Annotated in this window: 22 protein-coding genes; 13 read left to right on the forward strand and 9 right to left on the reverse strand. The window is 46.1% G+C overall.

The window, feature by feature from the left end; translation table 11 throughout:
* Positions 1–61 precede the first annotated feature (61 nt).
* Positions 62–436 (reverse strand): rhodanese-like domain-containing protein, encoded by a 375-nt coding sequence (locus tag HUN05_09090; GenBank protein ID WDP85272.1) that lies wholly within the window; start codon positions 434–436, stop codon positions 62–64.
* 233 nt (positions 437–669) lie between these two features.
* The gene (locus tag HUN05_09095; protein WDP85273.1) at positions 670–1,194 is read right to left on the reverse strand and encodes a Fe-S cluster protein; all 525 of its coding nucleotides are present in this window, start codon (positions 1,192–1,194) and stop codon (positions 670–672) included.
* A gap of 50 nt (positions 1,195–1,244) precedes the next feature.
* On the opposite strand from HUN05_09095, the gene HUN05_09100 reads away from it, so the two are divergent.
* From HUN05_09100 to HUN05_09110, 3 genes are all read left to right on the forward strand, one after another.
* A complete protein-coding gene (locus tag HUN05_09100) occupies positions 1,245–1,439 on the forward strand; it encodes a hypothetical protein (protein WDP85274.1) in 195 nt (64 codons plus the stop codon).
* A gap of 141 nt (positions 1,440–1,580) precedes the next feature.
* Positions 1,581–1,763: a hypothetical protein gene (locus tag HUN05_09105; protein ID WDP85275.1), complete on the forward strand. Its 183-nt coding sequence runs from the start codon at positions 1,581–1,583 to the stop codon at positions 1,761–1,763.
* Between the two features lie 56 nt (positions 1,764–1,819).
* A complete protein-coding gene (locus HUN05_09110) occupies positions 1,820–2,980 on the forward strand; it encodes a hypothetical protein (GenBank protein ID WDP85276.1) in 1,161 nt (386 codons plus the stop codon).
* Here HUN05_09110 and HUN05_09115 read toward each other — a convergent pair.
* The 7 genes from HUN05_09115 to HUN05_09145 form a co-directional block, all read right to left on the reverse strand.
* Positions 2,895–3,461 carry a cytochrome C biosynthesis protein gene (locus HUN05_09115; GenBank protein WDP85277.1) on the reverse strand — a complete coding sequence of 189 codons (567 nt, stop codon included), beginning with the start codon at positions 3,459–3,461 and terminating at the stop codon, positions 2,895–2,897. The two genes, HUN05_09110 and HUN05_09115, sit on opposite strands and share 86 nt — an antisense overlap.
* A gap of 18 nt (positions 3,462–3,479) precedes the next feature.
* Positions 3,480–3,869, reverse strand: a complete 390-nt coding sequence (locus HUN05_09120) for a thioredoxin family protein (GenBank protein WDP85278.1) — start codon at positions 3,867–3,869, stop codon at positions 3,480–3,482.
* A 30-nt stretch (positions 3,870–3,899) separates the two neighbouring features.
* A complete protein-coding gene (locus HUN05_09125) occupies positions 3,900–4,133 on the reverse strand; it encodes a TM0996/MTH895 family glutaredoxin-like protein (protein ID WDP85279.1) in 234 nt (77 codons plus the stop codon).
* Between the two features lie 87 nt (positions 4,134–4,220).
* A complete protein-coding gene (locus HUN05_09130) occupies positions 4,221–5,231 on the reverse strand; it encodes a permease (GenBank protein ID WDP87994.1) in 1,011 nt (336 codons plus the stop codon).
* Between the two features lie 114 nt (positions 5,232–5,345).
* A complete protein-coding gene (locus tag HUN05_09135) occupies positions 5,346–5,693 on the reverse strand; it encodes a winged helix-turn-helix transcriptional regulator (protein WDP85280.1) in 348 nt (115 codons plus the stop codon).
* Entirely contained in the window at positions 5,690–5,968 is a 279-nt protein-coding gene (locus tag HUN05_09140) for a thioredoxin family protein (GenBank protein ID WDP87995.1), read from the reverse strand. The genes HUN05_09135 and HUN05_09140 overlap by 4 nt, the downstream gene beginning before the upstream one ends.
* Positions 5,928–6,215 (reverse strand): hypothetical protein, encoded by a 288-nt coding sequence (locus HUN05_09145; GenBank protein ID WDP83750.1) that lies wholly within the window; start codon positions 6,213–6,215, stop codon positions 5,928–5,930. The genes HUN05_09140 and HUN05_09145 overlap by 41 nt, the downstream gene beginning before the upstream one ends.
* A 128-nt stretch (positions 6,216–6,343) precedes the next feature.
* On the opposite strand from HUN05_09145, the gene HUN05_09150 reads away from it, so the two are divergent.
* The 10 genes from HUN05_09150 (at position 6,344) to HUN05_09195 (ending at position 15,851) form a co-directional block, all read left to right on the forward strand.
* A complete protein-coding gene (locus tag HUN05_09150) occupies positions 6,344–6,814 on the forward strand; it encodes a winged helix-turn-helix transcriptional regulator (GenBank protein WDP85281.1) in 471 nt (156 codons plus the stop codon).
* Positions 6,815–6,847: 33 nt separating this feature from the next.
* Positions 6,848–7,294 carry an arsenate reductase ArsC gene (locus tag HUN05_09155; protein ID WDP85282.1) on the forward strand — a complete coding sequence of 149 codons (447 nt, stop codon included), beginning with the start codon at positions 6,848–6,850 and terminating at the stop codon, positions 7,292–7,294.
* Positions 7,295–7,338: 44 nt separating this feature from the next.
* Positions 7,339–8,517, forward strand: a complete 1,179-nt coding sequence (gene arsB, locus HUN05_09160) for an ACR3 family arsenite efflux transporter (protein ID WDP85283.1) — start codon at positions 7,339–7,341, stop codon at positions 8,515–8,517.
* Positions 8,518–8,778: 261 nt separating this feature from the next.
* On the forward strand, positions 8,779–8,958 hold the full coding sequence (locus tag HUN05_09165) for a hypothetical protein (protein WDP85284.1): 180 nt from the start codon (positions 8,779–8,781) through the stop codon (positions 8,956–8,958).
* Between the two features lie 16 nt (positions 8,959–8,974).
* Positions 8,975–9,898: a hypothetical protein gene (locus HUN05_09170; GenBank protein ID WDP85285.1), complete on the forward strand. Its 924-nt coding sequence runs from the start codon at positions 8,975–8,977 to the stop codon at positions 9,896–9,898.
* Positions 9,899–9,900: 2 nt separating this feature from the next.
* Positions 9,901–10,230, forward strand: coding sequence for a hypothetical protein (locus HUN05_09175; GenBank protein ID WDP85286.1), 330 nt, complete (start codon positions 9,901–9,903; stop codon positions 10,228–10,230).
* A 428-nt stretch (positions 10,231–10,658) separates the two neighbouring features.
* Positions 10,659–11,273, forward strand: a complete 615-nt coding sequence (locus tag HUN05_09180) for a TetR/AcrR family transcriptional regulator (protein WDP85287.1) — start codon at positions 10,659–10,661, stop codon at positions 11,271–11,273.
* Positions 11,270–13,687 carry an MMPL family transporter gene (locus tag HUN05_09185; GenBank protein ID WDP85288.1) on the forward strand — a complete coding sequence of 806 codons (2,418 nt, stop codon included), beginning with the start codon at positions 11,270–11,272 and terminating at the stop codon, positions 13,685–13,687. Before HUN05_09180 ends, HUN05_09185 begins: the two co-directional genes overlap by 4 nt.
* Before the next feature lie 58 nt (positions 13,688–13,745).
* On the forward strand, positions 13,746–14,525 hold the full coding sequence (locus HUN05_09190; protein WDP85289.1) for an outer membrane lipoprotein-sorting protein: 780 nt from the start codon (positions 13,746–13,748) through the stop codon (positions 14,523–14,525).
* Between the two features lie 264 nt (positions 14,526–14,789).
* The gene (locus tag HUN05_09195) at positions 14,790–15,851 is read left to right on the forward strand and encodes a hypothetical protein (GenBank protein WDP87996.1); all 1,062 of its coding nucleotides are present in this window, start codon (positions 14,790–14,792) and stop codon (positions 15,849–15,851) included.
* Positions 15,852–16,195 lie beyond the last annotated feature (344 nt).

Below are 16,195 nucleotides of genomic sequence, written 5' to 3' on the forward strand. Positions count from 1 at the left end.
TTACCATGGAAAAAATACCGGCAGGCGGTTTCCCCCGTTGCCTGCCGGTATGGATATCAGTTTACATTTTGGCCAGAGGACCGGGCTTGAATGCCAGGGCCATATCCTCGGAAGAGGCCGTCAGTCCCTTTACTTCTTCATATCCGTTGGCCAAAAGATATGTGTAGGCCATGGCCCCCCGGAATACCGAGGAGCAAAAGGTGATGACAAATTTATCCATAGGGACCTCACCCAGCCGGTCCGGCAGTTCATTTAGAGGAATGTTCAGTGCAAAGGGGAAAGAATGATATTTGACCTCCTCGTGGGTTCGGACATCCAGGAAGAGAAAATGATCGTTGCCGAGCACCTTGCGCATCCCTTCGATGCTCATGCCGTGCTCGCCGGACCCGAAAAACTGAAAATCCATTTCCTTAAATACCTGATTCAGATCGTTCATGTCTATTGTCTCCTTTAAGTTATCTATTAGTGATTGTACGTTGATGTAAATGTCTGTGGGCCAGCCAAACAAGGCCGGCCCACTATGCCGGAATAGAAAATAAATTAAAATCGCTTCAATGATTATCCTGATGGTGTGGCGGGTTCATTTTTTTTTAATGTCATTCTATGCTCCCCGGGGTTTTTTGGGGTCTCTATGGTTCATCTTTTCATTTAAAGGCTGGCTTTGTCCTTTTAATAGTCCAGATTGAACTGTTTCATATACCGGGATAATTTATCTCGCTGTGGTGGACTCATCCCAGGGCAATCCTGCCCCCCTTTTGCCCCTTCAGCCACCTTTGTGGCAAAAACCATGCATGTTGGGTCCCCGCAATCTTTGCAGTTGGTTTTGGGCAGTAGCTTTAAAATTTCAATAATACCCGGCTTGGGCATTCCTTGAGTACTGGGCTCGATGTTCTCTTTGTCCTCCCAGGCCGCATTGATTTCATTTTTTAGCCATTCGACAATTTTCCGGGCTTCGATTTCATCTTTTAAGGCATTGACGGCAATTTTATTGCCATGGACGGTAATCAATTTGCCCTGGGCCCGGAAGGTGACTGTCGGCGGGTTTTGCAGGTATTCAAATCCGCCGAGGACGGTGTTAAGGTATGGAAGAACCTTGCTGACATCCTGTTGAAGATGGGCAAAACAATGCACGCCTTTTGCATCGGCCTGGCATTTTGATTTGAATATCTCAAGGCTGTAATTTTTTAAAAGCATCTATCTGTCCTATGGGATCAATAATCGTCATTTAATTCAAAAAAGGGGTGATGATAAAATATCCGCCTAAACAGGCGATGGTTGCTCCGGCAAGTTTTCTGAACCATGTTCCGGCGGAGTTCCATTTGCTGTTTTCCAGCAGTTTTTTCACCGCTGCGGTGGAACTGCCGGCAATGACGATTGGGATACAATGCCCCACAGCAAAAAGGGTGATCAGAATGACGCCCGTGGCGATTTTTTCCTGAACGGTGATGATGGCCAGTATCGGGGCAATAAACCCGAATGGGGCGCATTCCCATTTTCCCGGTTTTAAAAAGGCCTGTCTTTTAGAGCAAAAAGAATGATATCCTCTGTTACGCTAAAATGAACATAAATGGATTGTGCTAATGAAGAAAGCTGAAGATTGTAATACTGTTGATGAAGTCCTTGCATGCCTCAAAGAACTGGAAGAAGATCCAAATCGCTTGGTTCGTAACGCTAACGAATTAGAACAAATGGAGCAGGAAATCCTTGAGTATACAAATCGGATAAGCGCCTTTTTTTTAAAAAAAAGATCCAGGCCTCAGTAGATTCCTCTGAACAGGTCGACCAAGAAAAAGAATTGATGTCCAATTGGCCGGGACGGATGAAAAGCGAAGGGCTTGAGACCGTTTGGATTCAGCTTTGTACAGATAGTTCGGTTGATATTCATGTTCGATACTATCGAAGGTCCTGTGACCGCCGAAAAGGAAAAAGATATAAAGGTGCATACGCTGGCTTAATCCTTCTTGGAATCCATGATCGCTGCTCGCCTGCTTTGGCTTCTATGGTGAGTTCTTGGTCAGCCTTATTAAGTTCTTTTGAAGAAGTCCGTCAAGTGCTTTGTGACCGTGGGATGACGTTGGGTATAAAGGTCATCCGTAAACTGACCTATCGGTACGCAGAGCGGGCTCGAGCCGAACAACAAGCGGGCCGAATCCCATTAAATGATAGAGATTTACTTGAAGGGCGGCGAGTCGTTATCAGCACTGATGGTGGCCGCACTCGGCTCAGAGAGAAGAAAAGGGGACCAAAAACCCAAAAGGATAGAACCCGATTTCGTGGGGCATGGCGAGAACCCAAGCTTTTGATCATTTATGTAGTGGACGCCCATGGAAAACAAGAAAAAAGCTTTTCACCATTTATTGATGGCTGTTTCAATGGACCGGATGGTGTATTCCACTTGTTAAAGGGTTATTTGAACTCCCTTCATATTCAGAACTCAGACAAAATACTGTTTGTTGCAGATGGGGCACATTGGATTTGGAATCGAATCCCCGGACTGCTAAAAGCATTGGGTTTGGCTCCTGAGCGTGTGTATGAACTTCTCGATTTCTACCATGCAGTTGAGCATCTGGGTACAGTAGCAGGCTTAAGGAAGACCTGGTCATCCAAGGAACGCAAACGCTGGGTATCGAAGCAGCGAGGTCTTCTGCTGAAGGGAAAGGCGATTGAGGTGGTACAGGCCGTCCAGAAGCTTTGTAGAGGCAGAAACAGTAAGGCTATCAAGACGGAACGGGATTATTTTGTGCGCAATGAACTGAGGCTTAATTTCTCAACTGTAAAAGCGTTGAACTTACCTATTGGCAGCGGTGCTATTGAAAGTTCGATTCGGAGAGTCGTGAATTTACGTCTTAAAGGTCCATGCATCTTTTGGTATCGGGAGAATGCAGAAAAAATGATTATGCTGCGATCATTTTATAAAGCAGGGCGTTGGAACTGCCTGAAGCAGATGGCAAACATGCACAATCCAGTGCCAGCGGTATAACCGGGAAAATGGGAATGCGCCCCCCGAATGTGCACGACCCGGACAAGACACCATAGGCAAGGCCGAGAACAAAGGCCCCCCATTTTCCCTTGGGATTTAACTTGTACAATACCTCGCCTGACATGGTGCATTTTTCAACGCCGAGCATTCCCAGTGCCACCCAGATCAGGATCATGCCGACCAGGATCTGCCAGTAGCTGCCCACATCCCCCAGCATCCGCCCCAGCAGGGCGCAGGCAATGCCGACCAAAGCAATGGTGATAAAAAGCCCTGTTGTAAATAGAACGGAATAGATGCCTGCCTGTTTGGGCTGCACCATTTTTTCCTGACCGCCCACATATCCGACGATCAAAGGGATGGACGCCAGATGGCAGGGGCTGAACAACACACTGATCACCCCCCACAAAAAGCAGCCTGCGGCAGCAATGGCGGCACCGCCTGTCATCCATTGATTCACCGTTAAAAATATAGAATCCAGCATAAAATTATCCTTATCAATTTACAGGTCGGGTTGATCAACACCCATTTTTGTCATCTGGTTGATAATGGGTTTTTCATCCAAAAAACCGACGTGGCGGTAGACCTCTTCCCCTTTTTTATTGAAAAAAATCTGGGTCGGGATCGTCCAGATCTTAAACCTGGACGCCTGCTCCCGATTTTCCCACACATCGATAAAAATGATGTCGGCCTTTCCGTCATAGGCCTTCTCAAGTTTGACCATAATCGGTGCCATCTTCTTGCAGGGGATACATTTTTTTGCCCCAAGGTCGACCATGGTCACCTTACCTATTTCCGGAATTTTGGAAAAATCCCGGGCAGACGCCATGGGAGCGAGCAGAAAAACCGAAATAGCCGTGAGAAAAATACATTTATTTATATGGTTCAACATGATGCTTTCCTTTGTTTGAAAATGACCTGGTTATTTTTCCAGCCAGGACAATATATCTGCTTTTTTAGGCACTTTTCCCGAACATTTGACCTTACCGTCCACAATGACCGAGGGGGTGCCGAAAACACCGTATGAGGCGATCTGCATCATATCACTGACCTTTTCCACGCTGGCATCCACCCCTGTTTCCTCAACAGCTTCCCGGACCAGTTTTTCAGTCTTGGTGCATTTGGCGCATCCAGGTCCCAATACTTTGATTTCCATGTCTGACTCCTTGTTTCTTTTTTAGTGTACTGCCAAGCCCGGGCTTGACCTATTATCTTATCATTTTGCTTTAATCGGCTGTCCGGATTATAGAAGAATGTTAAACAAATACCCCACAAAAAGAATGCCGCAGGCCACAACACCGACAAATACGGCGATCAATCGGGGTTTAAGCACTTTTCTCAGGATAACCATTTCCGGCAGGGACAGGGCAATTACACTCATCATGAAGGCAAGGACAGAGCCCAGTGCCGCACCTTTGCCCAGAAGCGCCTCAACAACAGGGATAACGCCTGCGGCATTTGAATACATGGGGACACCGATCAGAACAGAGACAGGAACAGACCACCAGGATCCCTTGCCCATGATGGAAGCCATAACGCCTTCAGGAACAAAACCGTGGATACCTGCACCCACAGCAATACCTAAAATAACATAGATCCAGACCCGGCCGATGATCTCTTTTACGGCGTCCCACCCGTAGACAAACCGGTCATTCCAGGTCAGTTTTTCTTCTTCCACCTCAACATCAGCCATATTGGCCTGGATTACCCAGTCTTCGATATGATTTTCAAGCTTGAGCCGGCCAATCACCCACCCGGCTGATATGGCAACAAAAAGACCGGTTCCCATGTAAATGGCGGCAACTTTCCAACCCAGCAGCCCGTATAAAAGCCCCAGGGCAATTTCATTGACCATGGGGGCGGCAATAAGAAAGGAGAAGGTCACGCCCAGAGGAACCCCTGCTGTTACAAAACCGATAAACAAGGGGACTGCAGAGCAGGAGCAAAAGGGGGTTACAATGCCCAGAAGTGCGGCCAGGATATTGCCTGCAAACTCACTTTTGCCGGACAGGAATGCCCGGGTTTTTTCCGGTGTAAAAAAACTTCTGATAATGCCGACGCCAAAAACAACCAGAAAGAGCAGCATCATCACCTTAGGGGTGTCATAAAGAAAAAATTCTATGGAATCACCCAGGTGAGATCCCTGCTGAATTGACAATAGATTATAGGTCAGCCATTGGGATAATCCGGGCAGCTGCCTGTAGATCATCCACCACAGGACAAGGCCTGCTGCCCCCGCGAAAAGGGTCAACATCAACCCTGAATTTGCCTGTTTTTGAATTGCCTTTGTTTGGGCAGTCTTTGAACTCATTTTTAGCCTCTTCTTATGTATGGTCATTTAACGATTTTATGACTTAAAAAATTTCACCTATTCTTTTCCGACAATGTCATTACGATCAATTTGCGGCAAAATTTCATTCAATGTTTTAATTTCAGGTTCATTGTCCAGCCAATGCTTCAGGTTGCCAATCATATTCGCTGCAAAGGGCGAGTCGCTGCCATCAGACAGAGAATAATTGACCCACAATCCATCCTTGAAGCTTCTTACCAGCCCTGCATCCTCAAGGATTTTCAAATGTTTGCTTGTCGTGGATTGGGCAATTCCAAGGGTTTCTTTGATTTCACAGACGCAAAGCGGGCGGTTTTGCAGCATTTTTATCATTTTTACCCGGTTCGAATCGGACAGTGCTTTCATCACTTTTATAAAAATTTTCATGATAATGGGTTCCCTTTTTTTTGTTCATCCAATTGCGCTGCTGCCTCTAATATAAAATCCTCAAGCTTTGACTTTGACGGCACAGATCCCGCAGATTTTATCTTCCGGTTGATCACAAGGGCCGGAGATCCCATCACTCCGTAGCCTGCAATCTCTTTTATGTCTCTGACATGTTCCAGGTTCGCTGTAACCCCCATTTTCTGGATCAAATCCATCAAAGACATTTCAAGTTTGTCACAATTCGCGCACCCGGCTCCCAGCACCTTGATTTCTATCTCTTCCAAAGGCTTTGGGGGTAAGGGCTTTCCCATATGTTTTTTTGTATTCATTGAGAAAGGCTTTTTCGTATTGTTCATATGCCCCGGGGGGGATATAGTTTTTCTTTGACAGCTGCTTGATCATTTCACTGGCAATCTCGTGATCAGTTAGTCTTCCCAGATTTGCCACATTTTTCAGTGTTTTTTCAAAATCGACAATACCGGTCTTGTGTTTACCAATTCTAATCTGTGTTACAGGCGGCATGTTATCTTCCTTTTTAAATCGTTAAAACGGAATATATAGATTTGCAAAGGTGTTGTCAAGCACTATGAAAAAATAATTTCATAGCTCCACCCCCTGTTAACATAGCTAAAATACAAGAATATGAAGGGGTGAGGAATCGTCAGGGTATCAATTTTTATTGTTTCAAAAATAAATATCGGTTATATTTATTAGCCATTTGGCTAATTATAAATTCAATGGGTATTATTTTTATGGAGAAAGCCCTGGCTTTGCTGAAGGCGGTATCAGACAAAAACCGGCTGAGGATATTGAGTGTTCTGTTGGTACACGAGGAATTATGTGCCTGTCAGATCACCGAATTTTTACAGGTTGCAGGGGCAACAGCATCCCGCCTCTTGAGCCAGATGGTCAATTCAGGTGTGCTTCAAAATCGTAAACAGGGAAGATGGGTATATTTCCGGTTAAACCGGGAGGATGCCTTGCTGCCCCCTCTTTTCAAGTGGATTGATCGCAACCTTGAGCACAGCACACAGGTGACACAGGACCTGGAAGCATTGGAAAAAATACAATGTGTTTCTTGTGAGGACTTAAGCCTGAAACAAAGAAATGGCGGTAGTTGAGGCAAATATATAAAAACAAAAAAGAGGCAATCCATGGGCGAAAAACTCAAACTCCTATTTCTTTGCACGGGGAACTCATGCCGAAGTCAGATGGCCGAAGGCTGGACACGGAAATTAAAAGGCGACCGTATTGAGGCGTATTCAGCCGGTGTTGAAACACACGGTCTTAACCCCGATGCCGTAAAGGTGATGGCTGAAGCTGGAGTGGATATCGCAAGCCACAAATCAAAACTGGTAAATGAGTTCAGGGATACTGAGCTGGATGCCGTCATCACAGTATGCGGCCATGCCCATGAAACCTGTCCTTATTTTCCGCCCCGCTGCAAGGTTTACCATGTTGGTTTTGACGATCCGCCCAAAATGGCCCAGGCGCTTGCCGCAAAGGGGGAAAGCAAGGAACGGCAATTGGATTGCTATCGAAAAATCAGAGATGAAATACGGACATTTGTCGAAAAACTGCCTGCAAACATCAGTCAATAAATGATTTAAATCATGGTTGTGTTTAATCAATACAGGAAAATAAAATGAGTATAAACACGAATGAACGCAAAATGACCAGCCTGTTTGAGCGCTATCTGACGGTCTGGGTTGGGTTGTGTATTGTCGGCGGTATTCTTCTGGGCAAAGTTGCTCCCAACCTTGCCAGAACACTGGACGCACTGTCCATCAATGTAAACAATGCTCCGGTTGTGTCCATACCCATTGCGGTCTGCCTGTTTTTCATGATGTATCCCATCATGGTAAAGATTGATTTTTCATCGGTCATCAAAGCCGGTAAAAGCGGGAAACCGGTGTTTTTGACCCTGGTTTTAAACTGGTGTGTCAAACCCTTTACCATGTATGCAATTGCCCTGTTTTTTTTAGGATTTCTTTTGAAATCATTTATAGGGACAGATGCAATGGACCTTGTGAAAATGCCCTTTGGCCTTGATCTGTCCGTTGGGTCCCGGCATGGGGCCGGCCTTGTCGTACTGCAGGACGGTATTAAAATGCTCCAGATTCCCTTGTGGCGAAGCTATTTTGCCGGATGTATTCTTTTGGGGATTGCGCCGTGCACTGCAATGGTTCTTGTATGGGGATATTTGTCAGGGGGCAATGACGGCTTGACCCTGGTCATGGTGGCATTGAATTCTCTTACAATGCTGGTGTTGTATGGTTTGCTCGGCGGCTTCCTGCTTGGCGTGGGCAAACTCCCCATTCCCTGGCAGGCGCTTTTATTGTCTGTGGCCATTTATGTGGCCCTGCCGCTTGTGGCCGGATTTTTATCAAGGAAATGGATCATCCGAGCAAAAGGAGAACCCTGGTTCAAGGAAAAATTTTTAGGGGTCCTGACTCCGGTGACAATCTCTGCCCTTTTATTGACCCTTATTTTATTGTTCAGCTTTAAAGGAGAAGTCATTACGGCAAATCCAATGACCATTCTCTGGATAGCCATTCCCCTTTTCATTCAGACAATATTGATCTTTGCCATTGGGTATGCAGCGGCCAGGGTTTTAAAATTGAAATATGAAGATGCAGCCCCTGCTGCCATGATCGGGGCATCCAATCATTTTGAAGTCGCCATTGCAACTGCCGTTATGCTGTTCGGCCTGTCTTCCGGTGCCGCCCTTGCCACAGTGGTTGGCGTACTGATCGAAGTGCCGGTCATGCTGATGCTGGTCAACTTCTGCAAGAAAACCACCCATTGGTTTGAAAATGAATAAAATGATGCAGAGGGCCGCACAAAGGCCTGGGCGCTTCTCATATCTGAAAAGAAACTGGCGATACGGTTTATCCAATAAAACCAATTAAAGCTGATTCCTTGAAAAAATGTTGGGCGTGGCGTAAAGAGGGACCATTGGCGGAAGCGTTTATATTGGATACAGGCAATTGTGGGAAAGGTGCAGATCCTTGGATACGCCATTTGCAGGGAAAAAAGCAACTCGGATCTGTATAGACTTTGAATTGAAAGCCAGAGGCTGATCATGACATACAATTTTGATCCAGACAAATGGTACGATGATGAACTGTACATTCTTCAATCAAAATTGAAGAACAGGCAGATAAATGATAGCGAATACGATCAGGCAATTGAATCTTTGGACAAAAAATTTGACGAGATGCTGGGCCGCCTGGATGGAACCTACCAGATAGATCAAGGATGAAAGGCAGTGAATCAAAATGGGACCGATTTCTAAAAAAGTCATTGCAGGACTGAAAAAAGCAAAGAACAAAAAAATCATAAATTTTCAAGAATTGAAAGAAGCAAAAACACGGGCTGATAACCTTGAAAAAACAATCATATCAGAAGAGGAACTGTCCAAGCATGATCCGCTCCATGCTGTCTATATTTATGCTCAAAATAAGGTCTCGGTTTTTGTTGAGCAACTATCTGATTTATCGGCTGTTTCAAAATTGAAAACTATATTGGATCGGGCAAATGAGACTTATATGCCTTCCTTTCCACCTCAAAGTCCTGTTACACAATCTTACTTCACATGCTGGGGATTTTTCGATCTTTTTGTGGGTATTAAAAATGAATCCTTTGGAACGATAGTTCTTGATATCCTGAGGATGATAAAAGCAGACCCAGGATTGATCTCAATCATTGAATGCATGCAACATTCCAGAATGGGGGTCTTCATCCACAAAGGACACCTGGATCGATATGTCATTTTAGAAGAGCTGATCACCGGTGAAGAGTATACCGTCGTTGTATCAAGCGGTTACCAGGGGAAAGAAGGTGAAATATGGTATGCCCGGATAATGCATGAGCCTTTTGCGGAGCTGAACTATGGGTACTCTGTTGTTTTCACAACGCCATATATTCTTATCGATTTGGATGGCAAGATTGGATCTTCGGCAAAACGTGAAGACTGGGAAGCCTTTTTTGACCGGAACTTAAAAGTATCACCGGGGAAAGACCGGGTCAAAGCATATGAATCGTTTATGAAAAATGGAAAAAATAAATATTATTGGAACGAATATATCATTGAAGGATATGCGAATTATCAGTCGGATATGATTTTTCTTGCAGGTTTTCCGGACATCCCCTTGAGTATGCCCCTTTCAGCAGAGAGTCAAAAAGAGCGGGGAGAGTTGTGAAAATGATATCCATAAACAGAACGGCAATTACCATCATCCCCAGGCAGCTGTACATTGATTGGGCAAATCGTTTTGAAGATGGCAACAGGTATGACCAAAAACATGCAACAACAATCCTGATACTTGATAAATATGGTGAGTTCGATTATGAAGTCTATCTGAAAAAAATATTCAGGGATGTTTTTGAAGAACAGCTTGAGTCCTGGATGACAGATCCGGGTGACTGGCCACCCAAGAGAACGTATAAGATGTTTAAAGAGTGGTTCGAGGTTATTTGTTCAGATATGACCTGGGACTATGGGGATGGGGATATTGAGCATGATGAGTACTGATGCTGATTCATGAATGCTGAAAGAAAAGTGAATCCTTTAATTTAAAGGCCTTAAAAATTTGGACTTACAGGGAAAGTCTAAAGTGTTCGATCTGTAAAAATTCGGATTTTATCAAGCAAGTAGTCTTCGCCTCAAGACCTCGGTTTCATCAGCCAATTTTCATAAATCAGGCCTCAATAACAAAAGTAGTCAACTTCTCTTCAATAAAGGCTTGGGAGTTCTTATATACCATTAGTGTTGACTTTGGGATTACTCCTTTCCGTTTGAATGTCAACCCCTTAAAAGATTAGTAGTTTAACCACCCGGCAAGTTTCGGCTCCATTCCCTTCAACCCGGAGCTATTATTTTTTTCTTGACAGAATTTGTGATATTAAGTACGGCTTAATTAAACATGTTTAATGAACAAACGCATTTAATGGAATTATATTATGACACGAAGAGATGACTCAAAGGCGGAAACCCGGGAGCTGATCCTAAAAACAGCACGGCTCCTGTTCTGGGAAAAGGGTGTGGAGAAATGCACGATCCGTAAAATTGCAAAGGAGGCGGGCGTCTCTCCGGCTTCTGTTATCGTTCACTTCAAAAACAAGACCGCCCTGCTTGAAGCAACCCTTAACGAGGAAATTGAAACCAACATAGCCAAAACCCTGCCCAATCTGCCCACGGATCAGGATTTATCAGGGATGTTCAGGTATATCGTGTCCAGAATGCTTGCGGTTTATGATAAAAATCGGGATCTTTACCGCATTTTGATACGGGATACCTATTATGAAACTCGCCACGGCAGTTCTTCAATTGCGAGGCTGGATGAGAAATACATTCAATTTATCATGGAAATGATTGAGCGGGAAAAGGGCAAAGGGTATTTCAGGAAAGATCTTGATTCGAATCTTGCGGCCTCGTCCATTCTTTACCTCTATATGGGTGTGCTCAGAAAATTTCTCATCGATCCTGAATTCAGTGTGGCTGATGCCGAATCAACCATTGCCGTAATGTTTCAGCAATTAATCTCAGGGTTTTTATCCCATGGGGAGAAACAATGAAAAACATCAACAACAAATGTGAAACTCTCTTCCGCGGTTTCACGGCGTTTATATATGAAAAGAAGTACCTGGCCCTTACTATCATGCTCGCAGTGACGGTGGCCCTTGCGGGGCAGCTTGACAAAATCACCATTGACACCCGTGACGAAAGCTTCTTTCACGAGGATGATCCGATCCTGGTGGCTTATAATGATTTCAAAGAAAAATTTGGACAGGATGAAATCTTTATCATCGCCATTGAGCCTGACCAGGGGCTAAACAAGGCCTTTTTCAACACCCTGTACCGTCTGCACCATGAGCTCAAGGAAACCGTTCCCTACATTGATGACATCACAAGTCTTGTGAACGCAAGGATTGTCAGGGGAGAAAAGGACACAATTTACGTTGAGGACCTTTTCCAAAGACCCCCACAGACGGAGGATGATGTGGGCAGGATCAAAAAGCTTATCGATCATTTCCCTTTGTATGAGAATTTTCTTGTGTCAGGTGACCGGTCCATGGTCTCCATCATCATCAAGGCCATGGCCATAAAGGGTGCTGCACCCGACACCCTTATGGAAGGGTTTGACCAGGAAGAGGTGCTCCCGGATGCAGACCGCTATTTGGGCAACGCCGAAAGCATGGAGATGACCCGGGCGATCCAGGGTGTTATCGGTAAATATCAGGACCTAGGCCATAAGTTTTATTTTACGGGAACACCGGCTGTGGTCTCGGCACTGCAGACCGGCATTGAAAAAGATCTTGCCGCTATCATGCCCCTTTCCATGCTGCTCATCGTTTTTTTCCTCACTCTTCTTTACAAAAGAGTGTCAGGGGTCATTTTCCCCCTGCTCATTGTCGTGCTCTCTTTATTAGGTACTTTCGGGTTTATGGCAGCTGCTGGTTTCCCCATCACCATGGTCAGCCAGATACTGCCGTCCTTTCTGCTGATTGTCGGCATTGCAGACTCGGTCCACATCCTGACAATTTTCTATAGGAATTACCAAACCTGCCGTGATAAAAAACAGGCCGTCGTTAATGCTGTAGGGCTTGCGGGTATGCCCGTTCTTATGACGAGCATCACAACGGGCTGCGGACTTTTATCCTTTGCCTGGGCCGACGTGGCAACCGTAGCGGAACTGGGGGTTGTCGCCCCTGTCGGGGTATTATTTGCCTTTGTCTATTCCCTCGTTCTTTTGCCGGCCTTTATCGCCATTTTTCCAATCAAACAAAAGAAGGTCTCCGTCAGCAGCAGTAACCTCACGGACGCGGTCTTTATCTGGATCGCCAGAATTACCACCCAGCGTCCCTATGCCGTAACCCTCATTTTCAGCCTTGTCGTGGTGCTTGCCTTCTACAGCGCATTATCCGTCCGGTTTTCCCATAATATTTCCACCATGTTCCCCGGGGATTCAGATATTCGTATCGCCACAGAACGGCTTGATTCGGTGAACGGTGGATCGGTAATGCTGGAGGCATTGGTGAATACCGGCAGGAAAAACGGCCTCCATGATCCTGAGTTTCTTGCCCGTATGGACCAGGCTGTTTCAGCTATCACCAACCTTGAGGTTGCAGGTATTCAGGCCGGGAAGACCTGGGCCCTTCCCGACGTGCTCAAAGAGACAAACAGGGCCCTGAATGAGGATCAAAACAGCGCCTATGCGGTCCCTGAAAACCAGAAGCTCATTGCCCAGGAACTGATCCTTTTTGAGTCCAGCGGCAGTGATGACCTGGAGGATTTCACCGACAGCAACTACCGTGTCGGGCGATTCTCGATAATGGCCCCGTTCTCCGATGCCATCCTGTATGCCGACTACACCAAAAAGCTTACGGAATATCTGACCGGGCAGTTTCCCGACGCCTTGGTGGTGCTGACGGGAAAAATCCAGCTTTTCTCAAGACTCGTCGACAATGCCCTGGGTACCATGGCCAAAAGTTACTGCTTTGCCCTGGTGATCATCACCCTCTTGATGATCGTCATGATCGTCATGATCGTCATGATCGGACATGTCCGGATCTGCCTGATGAGCATGGTGGCCAATGTCGTCCCTCTGATCTGCATCCTCGGGGTGATGGGCGCACGAGGCATCAACATTGATTTGAGCACAATGCTTGTGGGCAGCCTGGTCCTAGGGATCATTGTTGATGATACGATTCATTTTCTCCATCATTTCAAACGGGCCTTTGAGGTTACACAGGATGTGGAACGTGCGGTCCGGGAAACCCTGCTGACCACAGGCCGTGCCCTTTTCATTACAAGCATGGTGCTCTGCGGCGGTTTTTTTATTTATATGGTCGGCTCTCTGGCAAACAATGTCCGGTTCGGGGTAATCAGCGGGACTGCCGTCATCTTTGCCCTGCTGGCCGACTTTTTTTTGGTGCCGGCCCTTCTGAGCATCCTATATCCACGTAAAATTCATGGGGTAATCATATGAAAAAAAAAAGCGGATCAAAGCAGATATTCTCCTTAAAGTACGCCTGGCTGTTTTTGCGATGATTTTGATCATCCTGCCTTCCTATGTCTTCGGCCAACCACATACGGCCCGTAAAATCATGGAGATGGTGGACGAGCGTGATGACGGAGACCGGTCAATTTCAGATATGAAGATGTTGCTCATCGACAGGAACGGCTCCCGGAGGAACCGATCCCTCAGAACTTTCGGCATTGACCAGGGGGACGACCGCTACAGCATTATGTTCTTCCTATCCCCGGGAGATGTACGGGGAACAGGTTTTATGTCCTACGATTACGACAAGGAGGGCAAAGATGATGATCAATGGCTGTTTCTGCCGGCACTCAAAAAGGTAAAGCGGATCGCATTCAGCGACAAAAGCGGCAGTTTCATGGGATCCGACTTCAGCTACGCAGATCTCACCAAGAGATGTCTGGAAGATTACACCTATGCCTTTTACAAAAAAAAGCCGGAAGTGGAGGTTTACGGTAAAAAATGCCGGGTCATTGAAAGCCTTCCCAAAGCCCCTGACGTCATTGACAAAACAGGCTATGTCAAATCCATACTTTTCGTCCGGCAGGACATTCATGTGATTGTGCGGGCCATCCACTACCTGGAGGATAACTCCATAAAATACTATGATATCAAAAGGCTTGCACGGATCGACGGCATCTGGACTGCCCTGGAAATCCATATGACCCGGAAAAAGGGAAAGAAAACCGTTCACCAAACCATTCTCACCCGGGAAAACGTTGCCTATAATAGGGAGTCGGTCAATGCGTCGCTGTTCACGACCCGTTACCTTGAAAAAGGCCTCTAGTGTCCTGACCATAGCCCTTGCCTTTTTCCATGCAACAGCCCTTGCAGAAACCCCAGAGGGTGTTGAAGATCTGTTGACGGGGTTTGAAGAGGGAAAGGTTATGGAAGCACACAGGACGCTATCCCCCAATCCCTATTTTTTTGACCGATTCAGCGGGTATGCAAAGCTGCTCTCCGTTGTGAACACGACACACAATCGACCAAGCGCAGAGGGCAGGGACTTTCAAGCCTTAGGCTTGAAGGCCAGATCGAGGCGGACTTTAGAATGGCTGCCTTCAAGACCTATGTCAGCCTCAAGGGCTTTTATGACTTCTCCTATGGCATCAACGACCGCGGAGACTACAGTGATACTGTTCTGGAAGAATACGAAAAAGAGCTGGAGTTCCAGGAGGCTTATATTCAGGGAAGTCTCACCGACAATATCGATCTGAAGTTCGGCCGGCAGATCGTTGTCTGGGGACGATCCGACAATTTCCGGGTAACGGATGTTTTAAATCCCCTTGATAACAGGGAGCCGGGGCTGGTGGATATCGAAAATCTCCGGCTGCCCGTGTCCATGACAAAGCTGGACCTTTTTTTCGGAGACTGGAATCTGGATTTGATAGCCGTCCACGAACACCGCTATGACAAAAATCCACCGCCCGGCCATTTTTTTAGCCCTTTACCGGGGTCGCTTCCCCATGAGGAAAAGCCTTCCCACAGCCTTGAAAATACGGAGTTCGGTGTCGAACTCAACGGTATTTTCTCAGGTTGGGACCTCTCGTTCTACGGCGCCAGGTTTTTCAATGATCAGGCCAGATTTGCCAAGGGGACGCAACTGAAGCTGATCCATGACAGACTGTCTATGGCCGGCACAAGCCTCAGTGTTGCCAGGGGCAACCTGCTGTATATTGCAGAGCTGGCCCATCTTCGTGGTTTACGCTTCATGAATGATGAGAAGAAGTATAACAGAAGTGATTTTCTCATCGGAATTGAATACAGCGGCTTTACAGATACGACGGTCAGCCTGGATTATGTGACCCGGTATCTGCATGATTATAAGGACATCCTTGATGCTTCCCCTGAGAATCCGTTACGAACAGACAACGCCATTGCCTGCAGGATAACAAGGACGTTCTACCAGGAGATCCTGGAGCTGGAAGCCCTTATTCAGTTAAACGGGGAGCGGGGACAGCGTGGGGCCATGCAGCGGTTCGCAGCTGAATATGATCTTACAGACAACTGGCTCATCAAGGCAGGGGTGCTGTTGTACCAGCCAAGAAACGGTCCGCTGTCAGAAGCAGGCGATATCAATCAGCTCTTTTTTGAACTTCGGCTTGATTTTTGAAAATGCTGAGTGCCCTCTCATAATTCTGATGAATGAGGAATGGTATAATACATTTAATCAGAACTTTGAAGGTAATAAATAAACCTTTGCATTTAAGACATTTTCTGCCCAGAAAAAAAATCTGAGTATTAGTAGAATTTTAAGGAAAAGCCGACCCCACACAATGTCTATACAAGCTCGCCCAAGCCTATCTTAAAGAAGCATTCAATAGCAGAAGCATTGTGGGGGGGAGTCAAATCCTTCACCGAGGACTAAGTCAAAGACGAAATCCCTAATTGCAGGTTTTAAAATCCCAAAACTATTATTAAAAGTCTCCATATTTTTGAATTAAATCCAAACTCTAT

Source organism: Desulfobacter sp. (genome assembly GCA_028768545.1).
In the GTDB taxonomy this organism is placed as follows: domain Bacteria; phylum Desulfobacterota; class Desulfobacteria; order Desulfobacterales; family Desulfobacteraceae; genus Desulfobacter.